22 protein-coding genes are annotated in these 18,948 nt (G+C 32.4%); 2 read left to right on the forward strand and 20 right to left on the reverse strand.

The features are described from left to right. Nucleotides 1-11 precede the first annotated feature (11 nt). The 5 genes from dnaG to Q361_RS08480 form a co-directional block, all read right to left on the reverse strand. Nucleotides 12-1,988 carry a DNA primase gene (gene dnaG / locus Q361_RS08460; RefSeq protein ID WP_103726293.1) on the reverse strand — a complete coding sequence of 659 codons (1,977 nt, stop codon included), beginning with the start codon at nt 1,986-1,988 and terminating at the stop codon, nt 12-14. A 101-nt stretch (nt 1,989-2,089) separates the two neighbouring features. After that, on the reverse strand, nt 2,090-3,130 hold the full coding sequence (locus tag Q361_RS08465; protein ID WP_103726294.1) for a hypothetical protein: 1,041 nt from the start codon (nt 3,128-3,130) through the stop codon (nt 2,090-2,092). 28 nt (nt 3,131-3,158) lie between these two features. Further along, a complete protein-coding gene (locus Q361_RS08470) occupies nt 3,159-3,851 on the reverse strand; it encodes a hypothetical protein (protein ID WP_103726295.1) in 693 nt (230 codons plus the stop codon). After that, nucleotides 3,838-4,398 carry an RNA polymerase sigma factor gene (locus tag Q361_RS08475; RefSeq protein ID WP_103726390.1) on the reverse strand — a complete coding sequence of 187 codons (561 nt, stop codon included), beginning with the start codon at nt 4,396-4,398 and terminating at the stop codon, nt 3,838-3,840. The genes Q361_RS08470 and Q361_RS08475 overlap by 14 nt, the downstream gene beginning before the upstream one ends. A gap of 197 nt (nt 4,399-4,595) precedes the next feature. Continuing rightward, the gene (locus Q361_RS08480; RefSeq protein WP_103726296.1) at nt 4,596-5,573 is read right to left on the reverse strand and encodes a polyprenyl synthetase family protein; all 978 of its coding nucleotides are present in this window, start codon (nt 5,571-5,573) and stop codon (nt 4,596-4,598) included. Nucleotides 5,574-5,725: 152 nt separating this feature from the next. Here Q361_RS08480 and Q361_RS08485 point away from each other — a divergent pair, with 152 nt between their 5' ends. Further along, nucleotides 5,726-6,592 carry a hypothetical protein gene (locus tag Q361_RS08485; RefSeq protein WP_103726297.1) on the forward strand — a complete coding sequence of 289 codons (867 nt, stop codon included), beginning with the start codon at nt 5,726-5,728 and terminating at the stop codon, nt 6,590-6,592. Nucleotides 6,593-6,650: 58 nt separating this feature from the next. On the opposite strand, the gene Q361_RS13845 is transcribed toward Q361_RS08485, so the two are convergent. The 12 genes from Q361_RS13845 to Q361_RS08545 form a co-directional block, all read right to left on the reverse strand. Beyond that, the gene (locus tag Q361_RS13845; protein WP_211290372.1) at nt 6,651-6,938 is read right to left on the reverse strand and encodes a hypothetical protein; all 288 of its coding nucleotides are present in this window, start codon (nt 6,936-6,938) and stop codon (nt 6,651-6,653) included. Between the two features lie 108 nt (nt 6,939-7,046). Then, nucleotides 7,047-8,021, reverse strand: a complete 975-nt coding sequence (locus Q361_RS08495) for a YihY/virulence factor BrkB family protein (protein ID WP_103726298.1) — start codon at nt 8,019-8,021, stop codon at nt 7,047-7,049. An 8-nt stretch (nt 8,022-8,029) separates the two neighbouring features. Further along, nucleotides 8,030-8,284 (reverse strand): hypothetical protein, encoded by a 255-nt coding sequence (locus tag Q361_RS08500; protein WP_103726299.1) that lies wholly within the window; start codon nt 8,282-8,284, stop codon nt 8,030-8,032. Nucleotides 8,285-8,293: 9 nt separating this feature from the next. Next, a complete protein-coding gene (gene fabD, locus Q361_RS08505; RefSeq protein WP_103726300.1) occupies nt 8,294-9,169 on the reverse strand; it encodes an ACP S-malonyltransferase in 876 nt (291 codons plus the stop codon). Between the two features lie 59 nt (nt 9,170-9,228). Then, nucleotides 9,229-9,759 carry an NADPH-dependent FMN reductase gene (locus Q361_RS08510; RefSeq protein ID WP_103726301.1) on the reverse strand — a complete coding sequence of 177 codons (531 nt, stop codon included), beginning with the start codon at nt 9,757-9,759 and terminating at the stop codon, nt 9,229-9,231. Continuing rightward, a complete protein-coding gene (locus Q361_RS08515; RefSeq protein ID WP_103726302.1) occupies nt 9,752-9,982 on the reverse strand; it encodes a (4Fe-4S)-binding protein in 231 nt (76 codons plus the stop codon). Before Q361_RS08515 ends, Q361_RS08510 begins: the two co-directional genes overlap by 8 nt. Before the next feature lie 3 nt (nt 9,983-9,985). Further along, a complete protein-coding gene (locus tag Q361_RS08520) occupies nt 9,986-10,393 on the reverse strand; it encodes an OsmC family protein (RefSeq protein ID WP_103726303.1) in 408 nt (135 codons plus the stop codon). A gap of 2 nt (nt 10,394-10,395) precedes the next feature. Next, nucleotides 10,396-10,677 (reverse strand): GNAT family N-acetyltransferase, encoded by a 282-nt coding sequence (locus Q361_RS08525; RefSeq protein WP_103726304.1) that lies wholly within the window; start codon nt 10,675-10,677, stop codon nt 10,396-10,398. A gap of 103 nt (nt 10,678-10,780) precedes the next feature. Next, nucleotides 10,781-11,494, reverse strand: coding sequence for a pirin family protein (locus tag Q361_RS08530; protein ID WP_103726305.1), 714 nt, complete (start codon nt 11,492-11,494; stop codon nt 10,781-10,783). 174 nt (nt 11,495-11,668) lie between these two features. Beyond that, nucleotides 11,669-12,247 carry a Crp/Fnr family transcriptional regulator gene (locus Q361_RS08535; protein ID WP_103726306.1) on the reverse strand — a complete coding sequence of 193 codons (579 nt, stop codon included), beginning with the start codon at nt 12,245-12,247 and terminating at the stop codon, nt 11,669-11,671. Nucleotides 12,248-12,290: 43 nt separating this feature from the next. After that, nucleotides 12,291-13,475 carry a pyridoxal phosphate-dependent aminotransferase gene (locus tag Q361_RS08540; RefSeq protein WP_103726307.1) on the reverse strand — a complete coding sequence of 395 codons (1,185 nt, stop codon included), beginning with the start codon at nt 13,473-13,475 and terminating at the stop codon, nt 12,291-12,293. A gap of 30 nt (nt 13,476-13,505) precedes the next feature. Continuing rightward, a complete protein-coding gene (locus Q361_RS08545; RefSeq protein ID WP_103726391.1) occupies nt 13,506-14,603 on the reverse strand; it encodes a fatty acid desaturase family protein in 1,098 nt (365 codons plus the stop codon). A 104-nt stretch (nt 14,604-14,707) separates the two neighbouring features. Between Q361_RS08545 and rsmG the strand changes: the two genes are divergently transcribed. Beyond that, complete coding sequence (rsmG, locus tag Q361_RS08550; protein WP_103726308.1) at nt 14,708-15,337, forward strand: 16S rRNA (guanine(527)-N(7))-methyltransferase RsmG; 630 nt, start codon at nt 14,708-14,710, stop codon at nt 15,335-15,337. A gap of 87 nt (nt 15,338-15,424) precedes the next feature. Here rsmG and pruA read toward each other — a convergent pair whose 3' ends face one another. The 3 genes from pruA to Q361_RS08565 all read right to left on the reverse strand — a co-directional run bounded on the left by pruA (nt 15,425) and on the right by Q361_RS08565 (nt 18,917). Beyond that, a complete protein-coding gene (pruA, locus tag Q361_RS08555; RefSeq protein ID WP_103726309.1) occupies nt 15,425-17,050 on the reverse strand; it encodes an L-glutamate gamma-semialdehyde dehydrogenase in 1,626 nt (541 codons plus the stop codon). A gap of 160 nt (nt 17,051-17,210) precedes the next feature. After that, nucleotides 17,211-17,597, reverse strand: a complete 387-nt coding sequence (apaG, locus tag Q361_RS08560) for a Co2+/Mg2+ efflux protein ApaG (RefSeq protein ID WP_103726310.1) — start codon at nt 17,595-17,597, stop codon at nt 17,211-17,213. 66 nt (nt 17,598-17,663) lie between these two features. After that, on the reverse strand, nt 17,664-18,917 hold the full coding sequence (locus Q361_RS08565; RefSeq protein WP_103726311.1) for a type IX secretion system plug protein: 1,254 nt from the start codon (nt 18,915-18,917) through the stop codon (nt 17,664-17,666). Nucleotides 18,918-18,948: the final 31 nt, after the last annotated feature.

Here is an 18,948-nt window from a genome sequence, read left to right on the forward strand (position 1 = left end):
AGAGTCATTTTTTAATTATGTCTCGAAATTACTCTGCCTAACTTTTTAGAAAAAACATTGGTAAGCCCCAAGTAATCCATAATCGTACTTAGGTATTCCGAATTGTCGTTTTCGGGGGTAATTTCTTGCTTTAATTCATCGATAATTTTGTTTACCCAAAACCATCTTAATGTAAGTATAGTTTCTGTAACATATTGACTTACAGATTTTGTTTTGTCTTTTACGTAAATTTGTTTGGTTTCCCAATTATGCAACGTTTCTTTTTCATCATTCATTAAAATAGAAGTTACTTGTTGTGCCATATCTACCGACAAAGAATTTAAATAAGCATCTAGTTCAAAAGATTGATTTTGGGTAAAATGTTCTATTACGTGTTCGTAAATACTTTTAAATGAAGGGTTTGATAATTCTATTTCATCTTCTTGTAAACTCAAAAATATACGCTCAAAAACTTTGTATTCTTTTTTTTCAGTAACTTCTACCGTTTCTCCATTTTCATTCAAAGCAAGCATTGTATCTTCAAATTCTTCTGTTTTGGTACCATAAAGCAAAAGAATTTCTATAATACGATGCTCAAGTTCGTATTGTATATCTACACTGTTTTGTAATGCTGTTTGTTCGTTTTTGTGAACCTCAAAAGCTTTTTCTTTTTGTTCTTCTTTTTGTTTTTTTCCTAATTCTTGAATTTCTTTTTGAGAAATTTGAGCTAAGGTGTTAAACAATACATCTTCAGAAATTTCCATAGTTTTGGAAGTTTCTTGTATGTAAATCTCACGTTTTATTCTATCGGGAATTTTAGAAATACTTACTACCATATCCCTAATAAGATCGGCTTTTTTTATTGGGTCGTTTTTTGCATCGTTCATGAGCAACGATGCTTTAAACTGAATAAAATCCATAGAAGAATTTTCTAGATGATTTTTTACATCTTCAAATGAATTTTTCTTAGCAAAACTATCAGGGTCTTCACCCTCTGGAAAAGTACACACTTTTACATTCATGCCTTCTTCCAAAATTAAGTCGATACCTCTTATAGAAGCTCTCATACCAGCAGCATCGCCATCAAATAAAACAGTAATATTTTTGGTTAATCTATTTATAAGTCTTATTTGATCTGGAGTAAGTGCTGTTCCAGAAGAAGCTACAACATTTTCAATACCCGATTGGTGCATTTGAATAACATCTGTATAACCCTCTACCAAATAGCAATTGTTTTGTTTGGCTATGGCTTGTTTGGCTTGAAAAATGCCGTACAGTACTTTACTTTTATGGTAAATGTCGCTTTCGGGTGAGTTGAGGTATTTTGCTGCTTTTTTATCTTGACTTAGTATACGCCCACCAAAACCGAGTATGCGCCCACTCATGCTTTGTATAGGAAACATTACTCTGCCTTTAAAACGGTCAAATTGTTTGTCTTCTCCAACAATAGTAAGTCCTGTTTTTTCAAGATATTCTAAAGCATATCCTTTTTGCAAAGCTTCTTTGGTAAAAGCATCCCAAATATTGGGAGAATAACCTAGATTGAATTTTTGTATGGTTTCGGAAGTAAAACCTCTTTCTTTAAAATAACTAAGTCCTATAGCTTTTCCTTCTTCGGTGTTTAATAGGGTGTTATGAAAATATTTGGCAGCAAACTCAGAAACCAAGTACATACTTTCTTTTTCGTTGGCAATTTCTTTTTGCTCATCGGTAGTTATGGTTTCTTCTATTTCTATGTTGTATTTTTGAGCTAAATATTTTATAGCTTCTGGATAGGTAAAGTGCTCGTGTTCCATTAAAAAAGTAATGGCACTGCCTCCTTTTCCTGTACTAAAATCTTTCCAAATTTGTTTTACTGGCGATACCATAAAAGATGGAGTTCTTTCGTTGGAAAAAGGACTCAAACCTTTGTAATTACTCCCAGCACGCTTTAGTTGTACAAAATCGCCAATTACCTCTTCTACGCGAGCGGTTTCAAAAACTTTGTCTATGGTATCTTTGGAAATCAATTGTAATTCTTGTGAAATTTTGCTAAGATACAAAGTTATAATAAAAACCTAACAGGTTTTAAGGTCTGTTAGGTTTAAAGTATAAATAACTCAACAAATTTTTAGTTGAAATCAAATCGAACACCTAGCGAAACATTGTTTTGTTTTACGGCATTGTCTTTAAACAAAGTATTCAAATCGTATTTTAGGTATAAACTGGTTGCTCTATGGCCAATATAGGCGCTTAATCCGTAGGAAAAATCGGAGGCGTTAAAATTGCCTTTTTGTTTGTCTTTTACGTTATCACCGTCTAATTTGTATTTTAAAATTTGTTTAGATTTTATTCTAATACCTGCATATCCACCTATTCCGAATCTAACAGATTCGTGGGTTCTAAAATGAGTTTTTGTTCCATCTTTTGAAAGTTTTTTTGGTGTAAAATCAAATTCTAAATGAGCTGGAAAAACTAAATATACATTTCTTAATCTAGATTCTTTTAGGTCTAATGGATGGGTTTCTAACCTGGTTATTTCTTGATTTTTTACAAAATATCTATTGTCTGTAGGACGCAAATTGTTGTACATAACAGACCATCCGTATTTAAAATGAAGCAAATTATCATTTTTAAAAATTCGGGTATTGTAGGTTATGCCCCACTCGTAAAAATGGGAACCCCAAACACGATAATCTGAATGTTCTAGGTCTTTGCCGTCTGTAATTATGTTGTTTAAACCCGCAGCAAAAACAAATTGAGTGGTTGTTCTTAGATTTGATTTATGTGCATATATTCTTTTTTTATAAATTTTGCCATAACCATAATCAATTAATACTGAGTCTTTTTCAGCAATTTTCCCATCAATTTTATCTTGTATCAATGCGTTTAATTCTTGTTGTACAACGGCAATTTTATTTTCAATAATGGTAGCACGTGCTTCGGCTAGTTGTTTTTTTCTTTCGACTGCTTTTTCATTGGTAATTAAGCCTTTGTCCAATTGTATATTAACTTCTTCAATTTCTTTTTTAAGTGTTTCTTTTTCTTGATTGGTTATTTGTTCCATTTTGTTGGACAGTTCACTTACTTTTTTTTCAAAAGTGTTTTGAGCAAATGTTTTGCTTATCATAAATGATAGCAAGAAAACGGTGTAGTAAAATAAATTTCTCATGATTTTTGTTTTTTTGATTGATAATTGATTACTCCTTATTTCTATTGATGATGGCTACTTTTACTTCTTGATAATTTTTATTTATTTTTTGTAGCATTTTTTCTCTAAAAGTTAATTCTACTTCTTTATCGGCATGAGCCAAAAGTGTATTGGCGTTTAGTTTAACTCGATAGTTTGTTTTTTTTGTATGGTTTTGTTCTACGCTTAATAAAAGTTCATCGGCATCTACTGTTACTGTTTTTGTGCTTATAGTATTGGTGTTTATATTGTTTTCGGCTATGGGTGTATTTTTAATTTCTTGCTGTGTGTTCGAAAGGCTATTATGTTCTTGAACTATATTTTCTGTTGTTGTTTTATAGGCTATTTTTCTTTTTTCTTTAAAAAATGGGTTTGCTACTGTGTTTTCAATTTTAGTAGGTATTGCATTAGGCAAACTATCGTATTTTTCAATAGATGATTTTTGTGTGGTAACTATATTTTGGTTCGGTGTGGTACTATTTTGGCTGGTTTGTGAGGTGTTCCATACAACAATAGAAAATACAATAGTAATTAGAGCAGCTATCCCAATCCATTTGTATAGAACTGTGTTGCTGTTTTTAGTTGTTTTGTTTTCTGCAACAGCAAGCATGGCATCGAGCCTGTCCCAAGCTTGAGCAGAAGGAGCAATCGATCTATTAGAAAGCTCTTTTTTTATTTGATTTTCAAATTTATTTGGTGCCATTTTGGTAGTTTGTTGTTTTTTCTATTAATTCTTGCAAATATTTTCTTGCGTGTGATAGTTGCGATTTACTTGTTCCTTCAGAAATATGTAACAATTCTGCAATTTCATGATGTTTATACCCTTCTACTACATATAAGTTAAAAACCATTTTATATCCTTCGGGTAATTTGTCTATTAATGCTTGTAATTCTTCGGCTGTAAATTGTAATTCATGTTCTTGGTAGCTAAATTCGCTTTGTGTTTGGTCTTCAATAAAATTTACTTTTTTCTTTACCCGTAGGTACGATAGGCATTCATTTATCATTATCCGCCTTATCCAACCTTCAAAACTACCTTTGTTTTCAAATGCTGCCAAATGTGTAAATACTTTCATAAAAGAAGAAATCATAACATCTTCGGCTTCGTGTATATCTTTGATATAATTGCGGCATACGCCCAACATTTTGGCTGCATAAGTGTTGTACAACTGATGTTGAGCATGCCTGTTGTTTTGTATGGCGTGTTCTATAAGTTGTTGTTCTTCGGTATGTAGCTTAATGACTTTCATTTTGATTAAAAGATTGTTTTGTAGGGCTTCTATTTTTATAGACGACACAACTAAAAGAAAGGTTGCATGGGAGTTGTAATTTTTTTCTAAAATAAAATTCAATAAAGGTTTGAAAGCAAGATGATTTAAGTTGTAAAAAGCTTAAATTCAGATGTTTTTAAAAATAATTAGCTTTTCAATAATAATTCTAATAAACATTATTTTTTACGCTCAATAACGTAATTCACCATAAGGGTAAGGCTATCTTTGTAAGCAGAAGTAGGAAAAGAATTTAATAGCGTGAGAGCTTCATTTTGAAAAGTACTCATTTTTTGCTCGGCATACGAAAGTCCGTTTTTGTTTTTAACAAATTCGATTACTTCTTTTACTCTTTTTTTGTTTTTATTGTGGTTTTTAATCGAATTGATGCACCAACTTTTTTCTTTTTCAGAACAATTGTTTAAAGCATAAATTAAAGGAAGAGTCATTTTTTGTTCTTTAATGTCAATTCCAGTAGGTTTTCCTATGGCATCATCGGTATAATCAAAAAGGTCATCTTTTATTTGAAATGCCATGCCGATAAGTTCGCCAAATTTTCGCATTTTTTCTACAACAACTTCGTCGTCAGAAACCGATTTGGCGCCAAGTGCACAGCAAGCAGCTATTAACGTAGCTGTTTTTTGACGAATTATTTCGTAATAAATATCCTCTGTAATATCAAGTCTTCTTGCTTTTTCAATTTGTAAAAGTTCTCCTTCACTCATTTCACGTACAGCTACCGAAATGATTCTTAACAAATCAAAATCACCATTATCAATAGAGAGTAGTAATCCTTTTGATAATAAATAATCGCCAACCAAAACCGCTATTTTATTTTTCCAGAGTGCATTTATTGAAAAAAAACCTCTACGTTGATTGCTGTCATCTACCACATCATCATGTACTAATGTGGCGGTGTGAATCAGCTCGATTACACTAGCGCCTCTATACGTTCGTTCGTTTATTTTTCCTTCAGAAACCATTTTAGCCACCAAAAAAACAAACATTGGGCGCATTTGTTTGCCTTTGCGGTTTACAATATAATGTGTAATTCTGTTGAGTAAAGCTACTCTAGACGACATAGATTCGTAGAACTTTTTTTCAAAAAGTTCCATTTCTTCTTGTATAGGCTGTTTTATTTGTGAAGTAATATTCATCTAGGTTCAAAGATACAACTTTGTAGTTATTTTAAAAAAAATTGTGATCTATTAAACCTTTCTAATTTTTAAGAGTCTTATAGATAAAATTTTACTATTTTTAGAATATAAAATCAAAAAACCAAAAAACCAAAACCCAAAAAGTATAGAATATGAATTTAAAAAAAATTATTTCGGGAGTTGCCATTGCAATGCTTATTGTAAGTTGTAACAAAAATGAAACAGAAGAGAAAACCATTTCGCAAGATGATGCTTCTGTAAGTGCAAAAATAGATATGGCAAATGATGATGTCGCCAATATTGTGGACGATCAGTATGAAAACATGAACACAAATACTTTTGCAAATAAAAGTATTGAAACTCCTTTTTCTCAATGTGCGGTTATTACTAGGGTTCCTGCTTTTGGAACACCACTTGTTGCTGGTGATTTGGTAACGAAAACCATAGATTTTGGAACAGGTTGTACACTTTCAAACGGTAATGTTGTAAAAGGTAAAATAGTAATTACATTTACATACCAACCTACGGCAACTTCTCAAACTATAAATTATCAGTTTGTGAATTTTTATCATAATGCTATTAAACTTGAAGGAAATAAAACGTTTACTCGCACTATGGTTGCCGAAACCGCTACTACTTTAGCACATCCTATTGTAGTAATGAATATGGATTTGTATGCTATTTTTCCAAATGGGAATGTGTACCATAGAGTAGGTACTAGAACGAGAGAGATAATTGAAGGTATTGGTACGCCAGCACTTTTAGATAATGTTTACAAAATAACAGGTAGTTGGACTACCACTTACCCAAATGCTACAACAATGAGCAGTAGTATTACTACACCATTGCATATAAAAATGAATTGTATGGCAGTGAATAAGCCACTTATTGTTTTTGGGGTAATAACTTTTGTGAGAAACAATACTACAGCAACACTAGATTACGGAAATGGCGATTGTGATAACACGGCACAGTTTACAGTAAACGGAAATAGCTATACAGTAGTAATAGGGAATTAATAGTATAAAAAACCCCAAGTTATAGGCTTGGGGTTCGTTTTTTAAAGAAAACTGGAATTTATTTTTTAGCAGCTTCTTTTACATCTTTAGCAGCATTTTCTACAGCACCAGCTGTTTTTGCAGCAGCTTCTTTTGCTCCTTCTTTAACTTCGGTAGCAGCGTCTTTTACTTCTTCTTTAACTTCAGTAGCAGCAGAGTCAATTTCTTTACCTGCATTTTCTGTAGCGTTTTCAACTTCGTTTCCAACTGCTTCTGTAGCATCTTCTACTTTATCTTGTGTAGTTTCTTTACAAGATACAACCAATAATGAAGCCATAACAGCTAAACCTAAAAATACTTTTTTCATTTTTTTTAATTTTTGAATTAATAATTGATTAAACTTCTTTGAGTGTTATACAAATTGAATGCCAAAAATTTAAAAACTTAAAAATTTCTTAATTTTTTTCTAAAATAATTATGTGTTGTTTTGATTTAAAATTTTCTTTTCGGCGGTAGCCTCTTGTATGGTTTCTGCTTCAGATTTTATGTGAACAGTTTGAACAATTTCGGCAAATTTTGAAGGACGTATTGGTGCTCCAAATTCTACAGCATAACATTTTGTAAACAATGCTCCTACATAAAGTATTATAGATGAATAATATACCCAAACCATTATAATTACTAAAGAACCTGCCGCTCCATAGGCACTTCCTAAATGTGAATTGGATATGTAATAGCTGATTAAAAATTTTCCAAACATAAATAATACTGCTGTAGTTAAAGAAGAAACTCTTACTTGTTTCCAAGTCACATTAGCATCGGGTAAAACCTTAAAAATTACGCCAAAAAGTAGCATAATTATAAATAAATTTATTAAGTTTTGACTTGCAAATACAAGGTAAATGGTATGGTTGGAAAAATGAGAAAATAATTTTGAGTTTAAACTCTCTAAAATAGCCGAAAGAAATAACGAAACGAGTAATATAAAGCCTAGACTGCCTATTACGCCAAAAGAAAGCAACCGTGTTTTTAAGAACATCCAAAAACCAGAGCGTTTTTTAGGTCGTATGCCCCAAATTGTATTGATAGAATCTTGAATTTCTGCAAAAACAGAAGTGGCTCCAATTAACAGAGTAATAATACCTATATAGGCTGTGAGATTTCCATTGTTGGCGATTGCAATATTTTTTATTATTTCTTGAATTTGTTTGGCAGCATCTACACCTACAAAATCTTTTGCTTGGTTAAAGATAGCGCCTTCTATAGCATCTCTACCCCAAACAGAACCTATTACAAATAAAATAACCAAAAGCATTGGCCCCATAGAGAATACAGTAGTGTATGCTAAAGAAGCACTCATCTTCATGATTTTATGTTCTCCAAATTCAGAAAATGTGGCTAGAATAACATCCCAAACATCTTTAATAAATGATTCTCTAACGCTTTTCATTTACAGTGTTATTTTTCTGCTTTTTCTCTAATTTTTTTAGCTCCTTGCTCTACTTTTTCAGCGCTATATCGAACTACTTTTTTTACCGATTTTTTTACTTTGGCAGTATCGATAACTTTTACAACTTTGTTTTCTACTTTTTTAGCACCCGCTTTTACATCTGTGGCTACTGCCTTAGAAGCTTCTTTAACTTTTTGTTGTGTTTCTTCTTTACAAGAAAATAAGAAAGCAATTAAAGCAAAAGATAAAATTATTTTTTTCATATCTATATTTTATAAACTAGCCGAAAAAGTTTCGACTTCTTTGTTAATTTTATTTACTAAACCAACCAATACTTTGCCAGGGCCTACTTCTGTAAAACTTGTAGCACCATCGGCTATCATTTGATTTACAGATTGTGTCCATTTTACAGCTCCTGTTAATTGCGAAATTAAGTTTTTCTTTATTTCTTCGGCATCAGATACAGCATTTGCCGTTACATTTTGATATACTGGGCAAGTTGGTGTAGCAAATGTTGTTGCTTCAATTGCCGCAGCAAGTTCTTCTCGTGCGGGTTCCATCATAGGAGAATGGAATGCACCTCCAACAGGTAGTATTAAAGCTCGTTTTGCTCCTGCCTCTTTCATTTTTTCGCAAGCTAATTCTACAGCTTTGTATTCTCCAGAAATAACCAACTGTCCAGGGCAATTATAGTTTGCAGCAACCACAACACCATCAATAGAAGCACAAATATCTTCTACAATTTTATCTTCCAAATTTAAAACAGCCGCCATGGTTGAGGGTGTAATTTCGCAGGCTTTTTGCATAGCCATGGCACGTTGTGATACTAGTTTTAATCCATCTTCAAAAGATAGAGTTCCATTTACTACTAATGCCGAAAATTCACCAAGAGAATGTCCAGCAACCATATCTGGTTTTATTTCCAAAACTTTGGCCAAAATAACCGAATGTAAAAATACTGCAGGTTGCGTAACCTTGGTTTCTTTGAGTTCTTCGGCGCTTCCTTCAAACATAACATCGGTAATTCTAAAACCTAGAATTTCATTGGCTTGCTCGAATAATTCTTTAGCCAATGGTGAATTTTCGTATAAATCTTTCCCCATTCCTGTAAATTGGGCTCCTTGTCCTGGAAATATGTATGCTTTCATAATTTTTGTTTCAAGTTTATAGTTTCAAGTTTTTCTTGAATGACAAAAATACTATTTTTTTAGAATTCAATAGAATTTATAATATGCAACAGCTCGTTCTTTAAATCTTCATTGATAATTCCGCTAACAACATCAAAATTTTCATAAAAACTTGGTAATGAAAAACTACCTTTAACCACAGCTCCTTGAAAAGGCATACGGTTTTTTGCTATTTCCAAAACGCTACTTCCGCCTCTAGCACCTGGTGATGTTGCTAAAATAAGCATGGGTTTTTCTTGAAAAGTTTTTGCATTAATGCGAGATGCCCAATCTAAAATATTTTTAAAAGCTGCTGCATAAGCCCCGTTGTGTTCTGCAAACGAAATAACAACCAAATCTGCATTGCTAATTTTTGTGTAAAAGTCTTGAACAACTTGAGGAATGCCATTTTCTTTTTCCTTATCTACTGAAAAAACAGGCATTTCATAGTTGTTTAAGTCTAGTAATTCTACCTCTACATTTTCAAATAAATGTGCAGCATAATTTGCGAGTTGCTTATTGATGGAATTTTTACTAGATGATGCTCCAAAAGCAATTATTTTTTTATTCATGATTGTTCATTTTATAGGTTAATGCTCCCGAAGGACATTTGTTTACAGTATCAATTATTTTTTTTGTACTACTGTTTTCTGGGTGTATCCATGGTTTTTCTTTTGGTTTAAAAACATCAGGATTGTTTTTAACACATTCTGCTGCATGTTGGCACAGTGCGTTTTTCCATATTATGGTTACTTCACCATTTGTGTATTCTTTAGTTAAGTCTTTTGAATCCATACTTTATATTTTTGTGTTAATAGTTATTTTGTTTTTTAAAATTTTTGAGACAGGACATTTTTCTGCTATAACTTTTAAGCGTTCTTGTTGCTCTTCAGTAACTTGCTGTGGGAAGGATATTTCTCTTGTAATAACAGTTTCTATTTCCTCTGAATTATTTTGTGTAAAATTTAAAGAAATATTTATTTCTGGAATTTGCCAACCTTTTCTATCTATGTACATTCTTAATGTTGATAAAGTACATCCTGCTAATGATGCTAATAATGTAGAATAGGGGTCGGGGCCTAAGTCTTTTCCTCCAATAGAATTTGGTTCATCCATTATTAATATACCATTTCTCCAAGTTACGGTGCAAAGATATTTTTGGGAACCAATAAAAGCAGTTATGTTTTTATCTAATAGATTTTCCATTTTTATAATACATCTTTAAATTCTGGGGTTTTATCAAAAACACTTTTGGCAAAAGGGCAAAGCGGAATTATTTTAATACCTTTTTCTCTAGCAAATTCAACGGCTTTTGTTACCATTTTTTTACCAAATCCTTTACCATTGTTTCCTGTATTTACTTCGGTATGATCTATTATTATTTTGTCTTGACCTGCAAAAACAAAAGTCATCATGGCTTCGTGTTTTCCATTTACATCAATATAAAAAACTCCGTTTTTATCGTTGATTTTTAGTTGTACTTCGTTCATAATTATCGTTTTTAAATTTCAACATTCGTTTTTCAAAATTGAACATTCAACATTTTGAATTTCAAATATTCAACAAGGAATTTTGAATGTTGAAATGATTAATTTATTGTTCCATAGGAATTTCCATAACTAAAAATTTTGCATTTGTGTTTGCTTTAATTTCGATTTCATTGGTTTCCCAAATTCCAACTGCATCTCTTTTTTCTAATTTTTCACCATTTACTTCAATTTTACCTTCAATATTCATGATGTAAAAACCGTTTCCTTCTTTTTTCAAGTTTAATTTTTTTGAAAAACCGTTGTCAAAATCACTTAAATAAAACCAAGCATCTTGATGAATCCATACGCCTTCATCATCGACATTTGGAGATAATATTTGAGCAAAATTGTTTTTTTGAAGAGACTTATCTAACGTAATTTGTTGGTAACGTGGTGTTACATTTCGGTATTTTGGAAAAACCCAAATTTGAAATAATTTGGTATGCATATCATGATTTGGGTTAAACTCGCTATGCAAAATTCCTGTTCCAGCACTCATTACCTGTATATCTCCACTTTTTATAGTTGAGGCATTTCCCATACTGTCTTTGTGGGCCAAATCGCCTTCTAGCGGAATGGTAATAATCTCCATATTGTCATGCGGATGGGTTCCAAAACCCATACCACTAGCAATAGTGTCGTCGTTTAAAACACGTAACATTCCAAATTGAATTTTATCTGGATTGTACCAACTTGCAAAACTAAAACTGTGATAGGCGTTAAGCCAACCATGATTTGCATGACCTCTTTCTGATGCTTTGTGAACTATTGTTTTCATATTGTATAAATTTAACTATTATTACAATACAAAAGTAAGTTAGGTTATTTGTTTTGTTACTTAATGTAGATTAAGAAATAAAAGGTTCAAATATAAATGACTTTATAAAATATTGACTCTGAATACTTTTTAATTTAGTTTAAAAAAGCAGAAAGTAGAGGGCTAGCTAGATGCTTATTTTTTATGAAGCATTTTTGCTTTCATTTTACTGAAAAACTCAGGCGTGACACCAATGTAAGATGCAATATGTTTTTGGGGTACTTTTTGAATAAGGGTTGGGTATTTTTTGCAAAATTTATCAAATCGTTCTTCGGCAGTAATGCTTAAATTGTCTATTAATCTTTCTTGATGAGTTACTAATGAATTTTCGGCTAATATTCTAAAAAAGCGCTCTAATTTTGGTATTTTTTCATAGAGTAAATCCCTATTTTCTTTGTTTAGAACTACAACTTCTGAGTCTTCAAAAACTTCAATAAACAGGTTTCCTTTTTTCTCGGAAATAAAACTGTACATATCTGCAATCCACCAACCTTCGCACGCAAATTGAAGTACATGTTCTACTATGCCATCTGTGACTGAAAAACTGCGTAACAAACCGTGGTTTACAAAATAAATTTCGGTAGCTACTTTGTTGGGCGTTTGTACTATTGTTTTACTTTTTACAAATAGTGTTTCTGTTTTTGACAAAAACAAACGCTGTTCTTCTGTGGTTAGGTGTACATGCGTGTCAATGTTTTGAAGTATGAGTTCCATTACATAAAAAAAGCCTCTAGTTTATAGAGGCTAATATAGTTATTTATTGTAGAACATCTTTTATTCTTTTTAAAGCTTCGGTGAGTTGTTCTTCACTAGTAGCGTAGCTCAGTCGCAAACAATTTGCATTTCCAAAGGCTTCACCTGTTACGGTAGCTACATTGGCTTCTTGCAACAGATACATCGAAAAATCTTGTGCATTATTTATGGTTGTTCCTCGAAGTGTTTTTCCAAAATAATAAGACACATCTGGAAAAACATAAAAAGCGCCTTCGGGAATATTTGTTTTAAAATTTGGAATATCTTGCATTAATCGCACTACTAAATCACGTCTGTTTTTAAAAGCAGCAACCATTGTGTTTAATACATTTGGGTTTGCCTCTACAGCTGCTATAGTAGCTCGTTGTGCAATACTGTTTGCACCACTAGTTACTTGACCTTGCATTTTGGTACATGCCTTAGCAATAGTTTCTGGAGCACCTATATAGCCAATTCTCCAGCCAGTCATAGCAAAAGCTTTGGCAACTCCATTTACAGTAATGGTTCGTTCAAACATTCCGTCGATAGAAGCAATACTACAAAAAGTTCCCGAAAAATTAATATGTTCGTATATTTCGTCAGAAACTACAAATAAATTAGGGTATTTAAGTATAATTTTTGATAATTCTGTTAATTCTTCTCTATTGTAAACCGATCCGCTTGGGTTACATGGAGAACTGTACCAAATCATTTTAGTTTTTGGTGTAATAGCATTTTCAAGCTGCTCTGGAGTAATCTTGAAATTGGATTCTACCGAAGTAGGAACTTCAACAGGTATACCACCAGCCATTTTAATAATTTCGTAATATGAAACCCAATATGGCGCAGGAAGAATTACTTCGTCGCCTGGGTTTATCATTACTTGAGCTACATTGTACAAACTTTGTTTTGCACCAGTAGAAACTACAATGTTTGCAGAATTGTAATCGAGGTTGTTATCTCGTTTGAATTTTTTACAAATAGCTTGTTTTAAGTCTAAATAACCATCTACAGGCGAATAGGTAGAAAAATTATCGTCGATAGCTTTTTTTGCGGCTTCTTTTACAAAGTCGGGTGTGTTAAAATCGGGTTCTCCCAAGCTTAAACTAATAATATCTTTGCCTTGCGCTTTGAGTTCTCTAGCTAACGCAGCCATAGCTAAGGTTTGCGATGTAGAAAGTTGATTAATACGATCGGACAATATATTCATAACAATAGAGTAGAGGTTAGTTTGTTGTAATTAAGCCATTTGTGGTTTTTTGCCTAATTCTTTTAAATGTTTAAAATGTGAAGCAATAGCTGCTCGAGTAGTTTTAAATTCGTAATAAGGTAAATTACATTCTTTTGCCGTTTGTTTTACAAATTCGGCAATTTTATTGTAATGAACATGACTAATGTTTGGAAAAATATGGTGTTCAATTTGATGATTCAAACCGCCTGTATAATAGTTTATCAACCAGTTTTTTGGTGCAAAGTTTGCCGTAGTATACAATTGATGTACTGCCCAAGTATTTTGCATTTCTCCTTCTTCATTTGGCATAGGGTTTTCGGTATGTTCTACCACATGAGCTAATTGGAATACAACGCTTAATATTAACCCAGCTGTATAATGCATTACAATAAAGCCCAATACTACTTTCCACCAAGAAATACCTCCAATGGCAATAGGTACAACAATCCAAATTGAAAAATAAATGGCTTTGGTAATCACTAAGGTTGTCCATCTAATAGCCGGACTTTTAAATTCACCATACGATAACTTTCTTTTTAGGTACCTTTTCATTTGCATAAAATCGGTAGTAATAGCCCAATTGAAAGTAAGTAAACCATATAAAAATATAGAGTAAAAGTGCTGGAATTTATGATGTTTGTACCATTTTGAAGTTTGGCTAAAGCGTAATATTCTTCCCGCTTCCAAATCTTCATCATGACCTAATATATTGGTGTAAGTATGGTGTAAAACATTGTGTTGTACTTGCCAATTGTAAACATTTCCAGCCAATATGTAAATGCTACCGCCCATTATTTTATTAATCCAACTTTTTTTAGAATAAGCACCATGATTTCCATCGTGCATTACATTCATTCCAACGCCAGCCATACCAATTCCTATCACTACATTTAATAGTAAATACACCCAAAAAGGCATATCCATAGCCAACAAGAAAAAATAAGGCGTTAAGAAAATGCAAAACATAACAATGGTTTTTAAATGCAATTTCCAATTTCCAGTTTTTTCAATATTATTTTCTTTAAAATAATCGTTTACTCTTTTATTTAGTGTTCTAAAGAACTTTAAGCTATCTTGTTTTGAAAAAACAGGTGTGTTTGTATTCATTTTTTTAATATAAATTTTGCCAAAGGTAATTAATATAATTTTTTTTAAAATGATAAACATCATATTTATCTGTTAAAAGTGGTATTTTTGCAAAAATGATATTTATGGAAGAAATTAATAAGCAATTTCCTAATCTTACTGAAAATCAGCTACAACAATTTGCTATGTTGCAAGGTTTGTATCAAGATTGGAATGCAAAAATTAATGTTATTTCTAGAAAAGATATAGATGAACTCTATACACGCCATGTGTTACATTCGTTGGGAATTGCCAAAGTTATGTCGTTTCAAAAAGACGCTAATATTCTAGATGTTGGTACAGGAGGAGGTTTTCCAGGTGTGCCATTGGCGATACTTTTTCCAGAAACTAATTTTTATTTAATAGATGTTATTGCCAAAAAAATAAAAGTGGTTCAAGAAGTAGCAGCAGCTTTAGGTTTACAAAATGTAAAAGCAGAGCAAATGCGTGCTGAAAAAGTAAATGAAGAATTCGATTTCATTGTAAGTAGAGCCGTTACCAATATGCCCGATTTTGTAAATTGGGTTAAAGATAAAGTAAAGAAAAAATCAACACACGAGTTGTCCAACGGAATTTTGTATTTAAAAGGAGGGGATTTATCAGAAGAATTAAAAGATTTTCCAAAAGCCACTTTGTACGATTTGTCTGATTTTTTTGAAGATGATTTTTTTGAAACCAAAAAAGTAGTGCATTTGCCTTTGAAGTATAAAAAGTAATGCTTTAACAGAATATTACACAAAAATAACAACGCCCGAATTTTTACTTAAAATTCGGGCGTTTGGTTTATATTCTCGATTTATATATTATCCTAAAAATGGATATCTATAATCTTCTGGTGTTACAAAAGTTTCTTTTATTGTTCTTACAGAAGCCCAACGCAGTAAATTTTGTGCCGAGCCCGCTTTGTCATTTGTACCAGAGCCTCTAGCTCCTCCAAAAGGTTGCATACCAACTACGGCTCCTGTAGGTTTATCGTTTATGTAGAAATTTCCAGCTGCATTTTGTAAAGCTACAGTAGCTTCTTCTATAGCATATCTACATTTGCTAAATACCGCACCTGTTAATGCATATTCTGATGTTTCGTCTACCAATTTTAGAGCTTCTTGCCATTGTGCATCTTCATACACATAAATAGTTACCACAGGGCCAAAAAGCTCGGTTTCCATAGTAGCGTATTTAGGGTTTGTAGTAAGTATTACAGTAGGTTCTATAAAATACCCTTTAGATTTATCGTAATTTCCTCCTATAACCACTTCTGCATCACTATCATTTTTCGCTTGGTCTATATAGCGAGCAAGTTTGTCAAAAGAAGCTTCAGAAATTACGGCTGTAATAAAGTTACTCATGTCTTCTGGTGAACCCATTTTCATAGATTGTAAATCGGCCTCTAAGAACGATTTTACATCTGCCCATAAACTTTTTGGTAGGTAAACTCTCGATGCGGCACTACACTTTTGTCCTTGAAATTCAAAAGCACCACGAGATATTCCTGTAGCTACTTGTTTTGCATTAGCGCTAGGGTGTGCAATAATAAAATCTTTTCCTCCAGTTTCACCTACAATTCTTGGATAGGTTTTATAAGAGGCAATATTTTGTCCTATTGTTTTCCAAATATCATTAAAAACGCCTGTAGATCCCGTAAAATGAACCCCAGCTAAATGAGGGTTTGATAATATTACGTCAGAAATCATTCCAGAATCGCCTGTAATCATGTTGATTACGCCATTTGGAAGACCAGCTTCTTTAAATACTTGCATAATCACATTGGCAGAATAAACTTGTGTTGCTGCAGGTTTCCAAACTACTACGTTACCCATTAAGGCAGCGCTAGATGGAAGATTTCCAGATATTGCTGTAAAATTAAAAGGCGTTATGGCATATACAAAACCTTCCAATGGTCGGTATTCTACTCTATTCCACATCGACGAATCTGATTTGGGTTGATCTTTGTAAATTTGAGTCATAAATTCTACATTATATCTCAAAAAATCAATCAATTCGCAAGCGGCATCTATTTCTGCTTGATGTATTGTTTTTGATTGAGCAATCATTGTTGCTGCATTTATTTTTGCTCGGTATGGGCCTGCTAAAAGTTCGGCTGCTTTTAAAAATATACTTGCTCTATGTTCCCAACTAAGAGATGCCCATTTTGCTCTAGCTTCTAAGGCAGATGCAATGGCTTTTTCTACCAATTCTCTATTTGCCTGATGGTATATACCCACTACATGTTGATGGTCGTGTGGAGCAGACATTGTTTTAGTATCTCCTGTTTTGATTTCTTCATTGCCTATATAGATCGGAACTTCTACTTGAGAATTCCACATTTGTTTATAAGCATTAGCAACAGTTTCTCTTTCTGTAGAACCAGGTGCGTATGATTTTACAGGTTCGTTTACTGCTTTGGGTACATTAAAAAATCCTTTAGACATAGTGTTGTTTTTTGTTAATTATACGGTGTATTTTTTTTACAATTGAGTACTGTATTTATAGTATATAAATATAGAAAACAAAAGTACAAAGGTTTTTTCGAATTTGTATTACAGGGTGCTGTAATTCGTTTTATTCTAATGAAAGAATGGATAGTAATAATTAATTCATGGCAAATGGAGCCATCAGTTTGAATGACGGAACAATTACCTTAAATTTTTTTGATGTAGTGAAATTAATCATATCATAAAAACCTTTCATAGCGCCTATAGGCGAAGTGAGTAAACAGCCCGAAGAGTAAGTGTGTTTTTCTCCTGGTTTTAGCACAGGTTTTTTACCTATTACGCCTTCGCCATCTACAATTTCTAAATGGTTTAATGAGTCGTAAATTTCCCAGTGCCGTGCATTTAGTTGTACAGAATCTTTACTTTGGTTTTCTATTGTAATTTCATAAGAAAAGGCAAAATGCAAGCGGTGGTTTTTAAAGTAAGTGCCTTCAAAACCAGTAAGTACAGAAATTTTAATACCTCTTGTAATTTGCGAAATCATTTGTTTTGTTTTGGTAAAATTACAAAAAAGCAATCAATACCGATGTTAATTTAGTTTCAAAAAATGTTAATTAATCATATCGGTAGAACTCGCAATTCCTCTACCTATTATTCTGTCGTATCGTTGGTTGTTTTCTCGGTAATAGGTAAGTACTATATAATTGTTTTCGGTTTGAAAATGATTGCCGTCTATAGCATTTTGATGGTCGATCTTTCCTGCATTATCAACAAGAGTATACTTATAGTTGGTAAACCCTTGTTTTATTAATATAGCCTTTTCGTAAAGTCCTGATTTTGTGTTGTACTCCATTTTGTTTTCATCTGTTAGGGCATAGTTATTAAACATTCCAGTAACATAAACACTGCCTTTGCTGTAATTTGAAGGAGCAGATAGAGAAAAATAAACCCAAGCGTAATCTGCTTCGTTTTGGTTGTTTTGTGCACCAACGTTGTTTATTACAAAATTTCCGTTAACATCGGGCCAATAGGTATAAGGTTTATTGGCTCTGGCTTCGTTGGTGTACAAATGTGCATTGTATAAGCCTCCATTGGTGTCTACATACGATATGGCATTGTTTGCATTTCTAATTATTTTATTGTCAAAGTATAAATACTCATTTCCGCCCCAAAATTGTGTTTCAGCATCATATTTGTAAATGAGTTCATTACCTATAGTGTACATAGGCTTTATATTGGTTATTGCAGAATTTATATTGCCATTTTGCAACAACATTACTTTTACATTTTTTAATGGATTTTGAAAAGTGAAAGCTTCTGTTTTTATACTAAAATCTAAATTTTGTTTGTAGGGAATATCATTTACATTTCGAGCTTTTTTAATTTGCAGTGGCACAGAAACCATATTTTCATAGAGTATGAATTTTCGGGTTAAAACAACTTCTTTATCATTGTTTAGTATAGTAAGTATATAATTTCCACTCACTCTAAAACCCGTAGTAAATTTATTCGGAAATGTAAGCCTGTAATGCGAATATACTTGCAAGCAATTCGATGAATTAATATATTCTTGTATACGCTGATCGTCAAATCCAACAATGTATTCATTCTTTGAAAGTTGCGAAGGATTCCAATCGTAATCGCAATGGGTTATAGTATAATAATAATCTGCTTCATTGGCATACAAATCGTCAAATTGAAATTCAAAACTATCACCCAATTGAAATATAGGAACTGTATTTTGACCGCTTTGAACAAAAGAAACAGTTTTTATATTAAAAGGAGGAGCGACTTCAGTTTCTTGCGCCACTATGGAGAATGAAATACAAAATAAATATAACCACCAAGATTTAAAATGTTTCATCGTATTTTTCTGTAAAGATAAAAAAAATTCA

This window comes from Flavobacterium croceum DSM 17960 (genome assembly GCF_002917885.1).
Taxonomy (GTDB): Bacteria; Bacteroidota; Bacteroidia; order Flavobacteriales; family Flavobacteriaceae; genus Flavobacterium; species Flavobacterium croceum.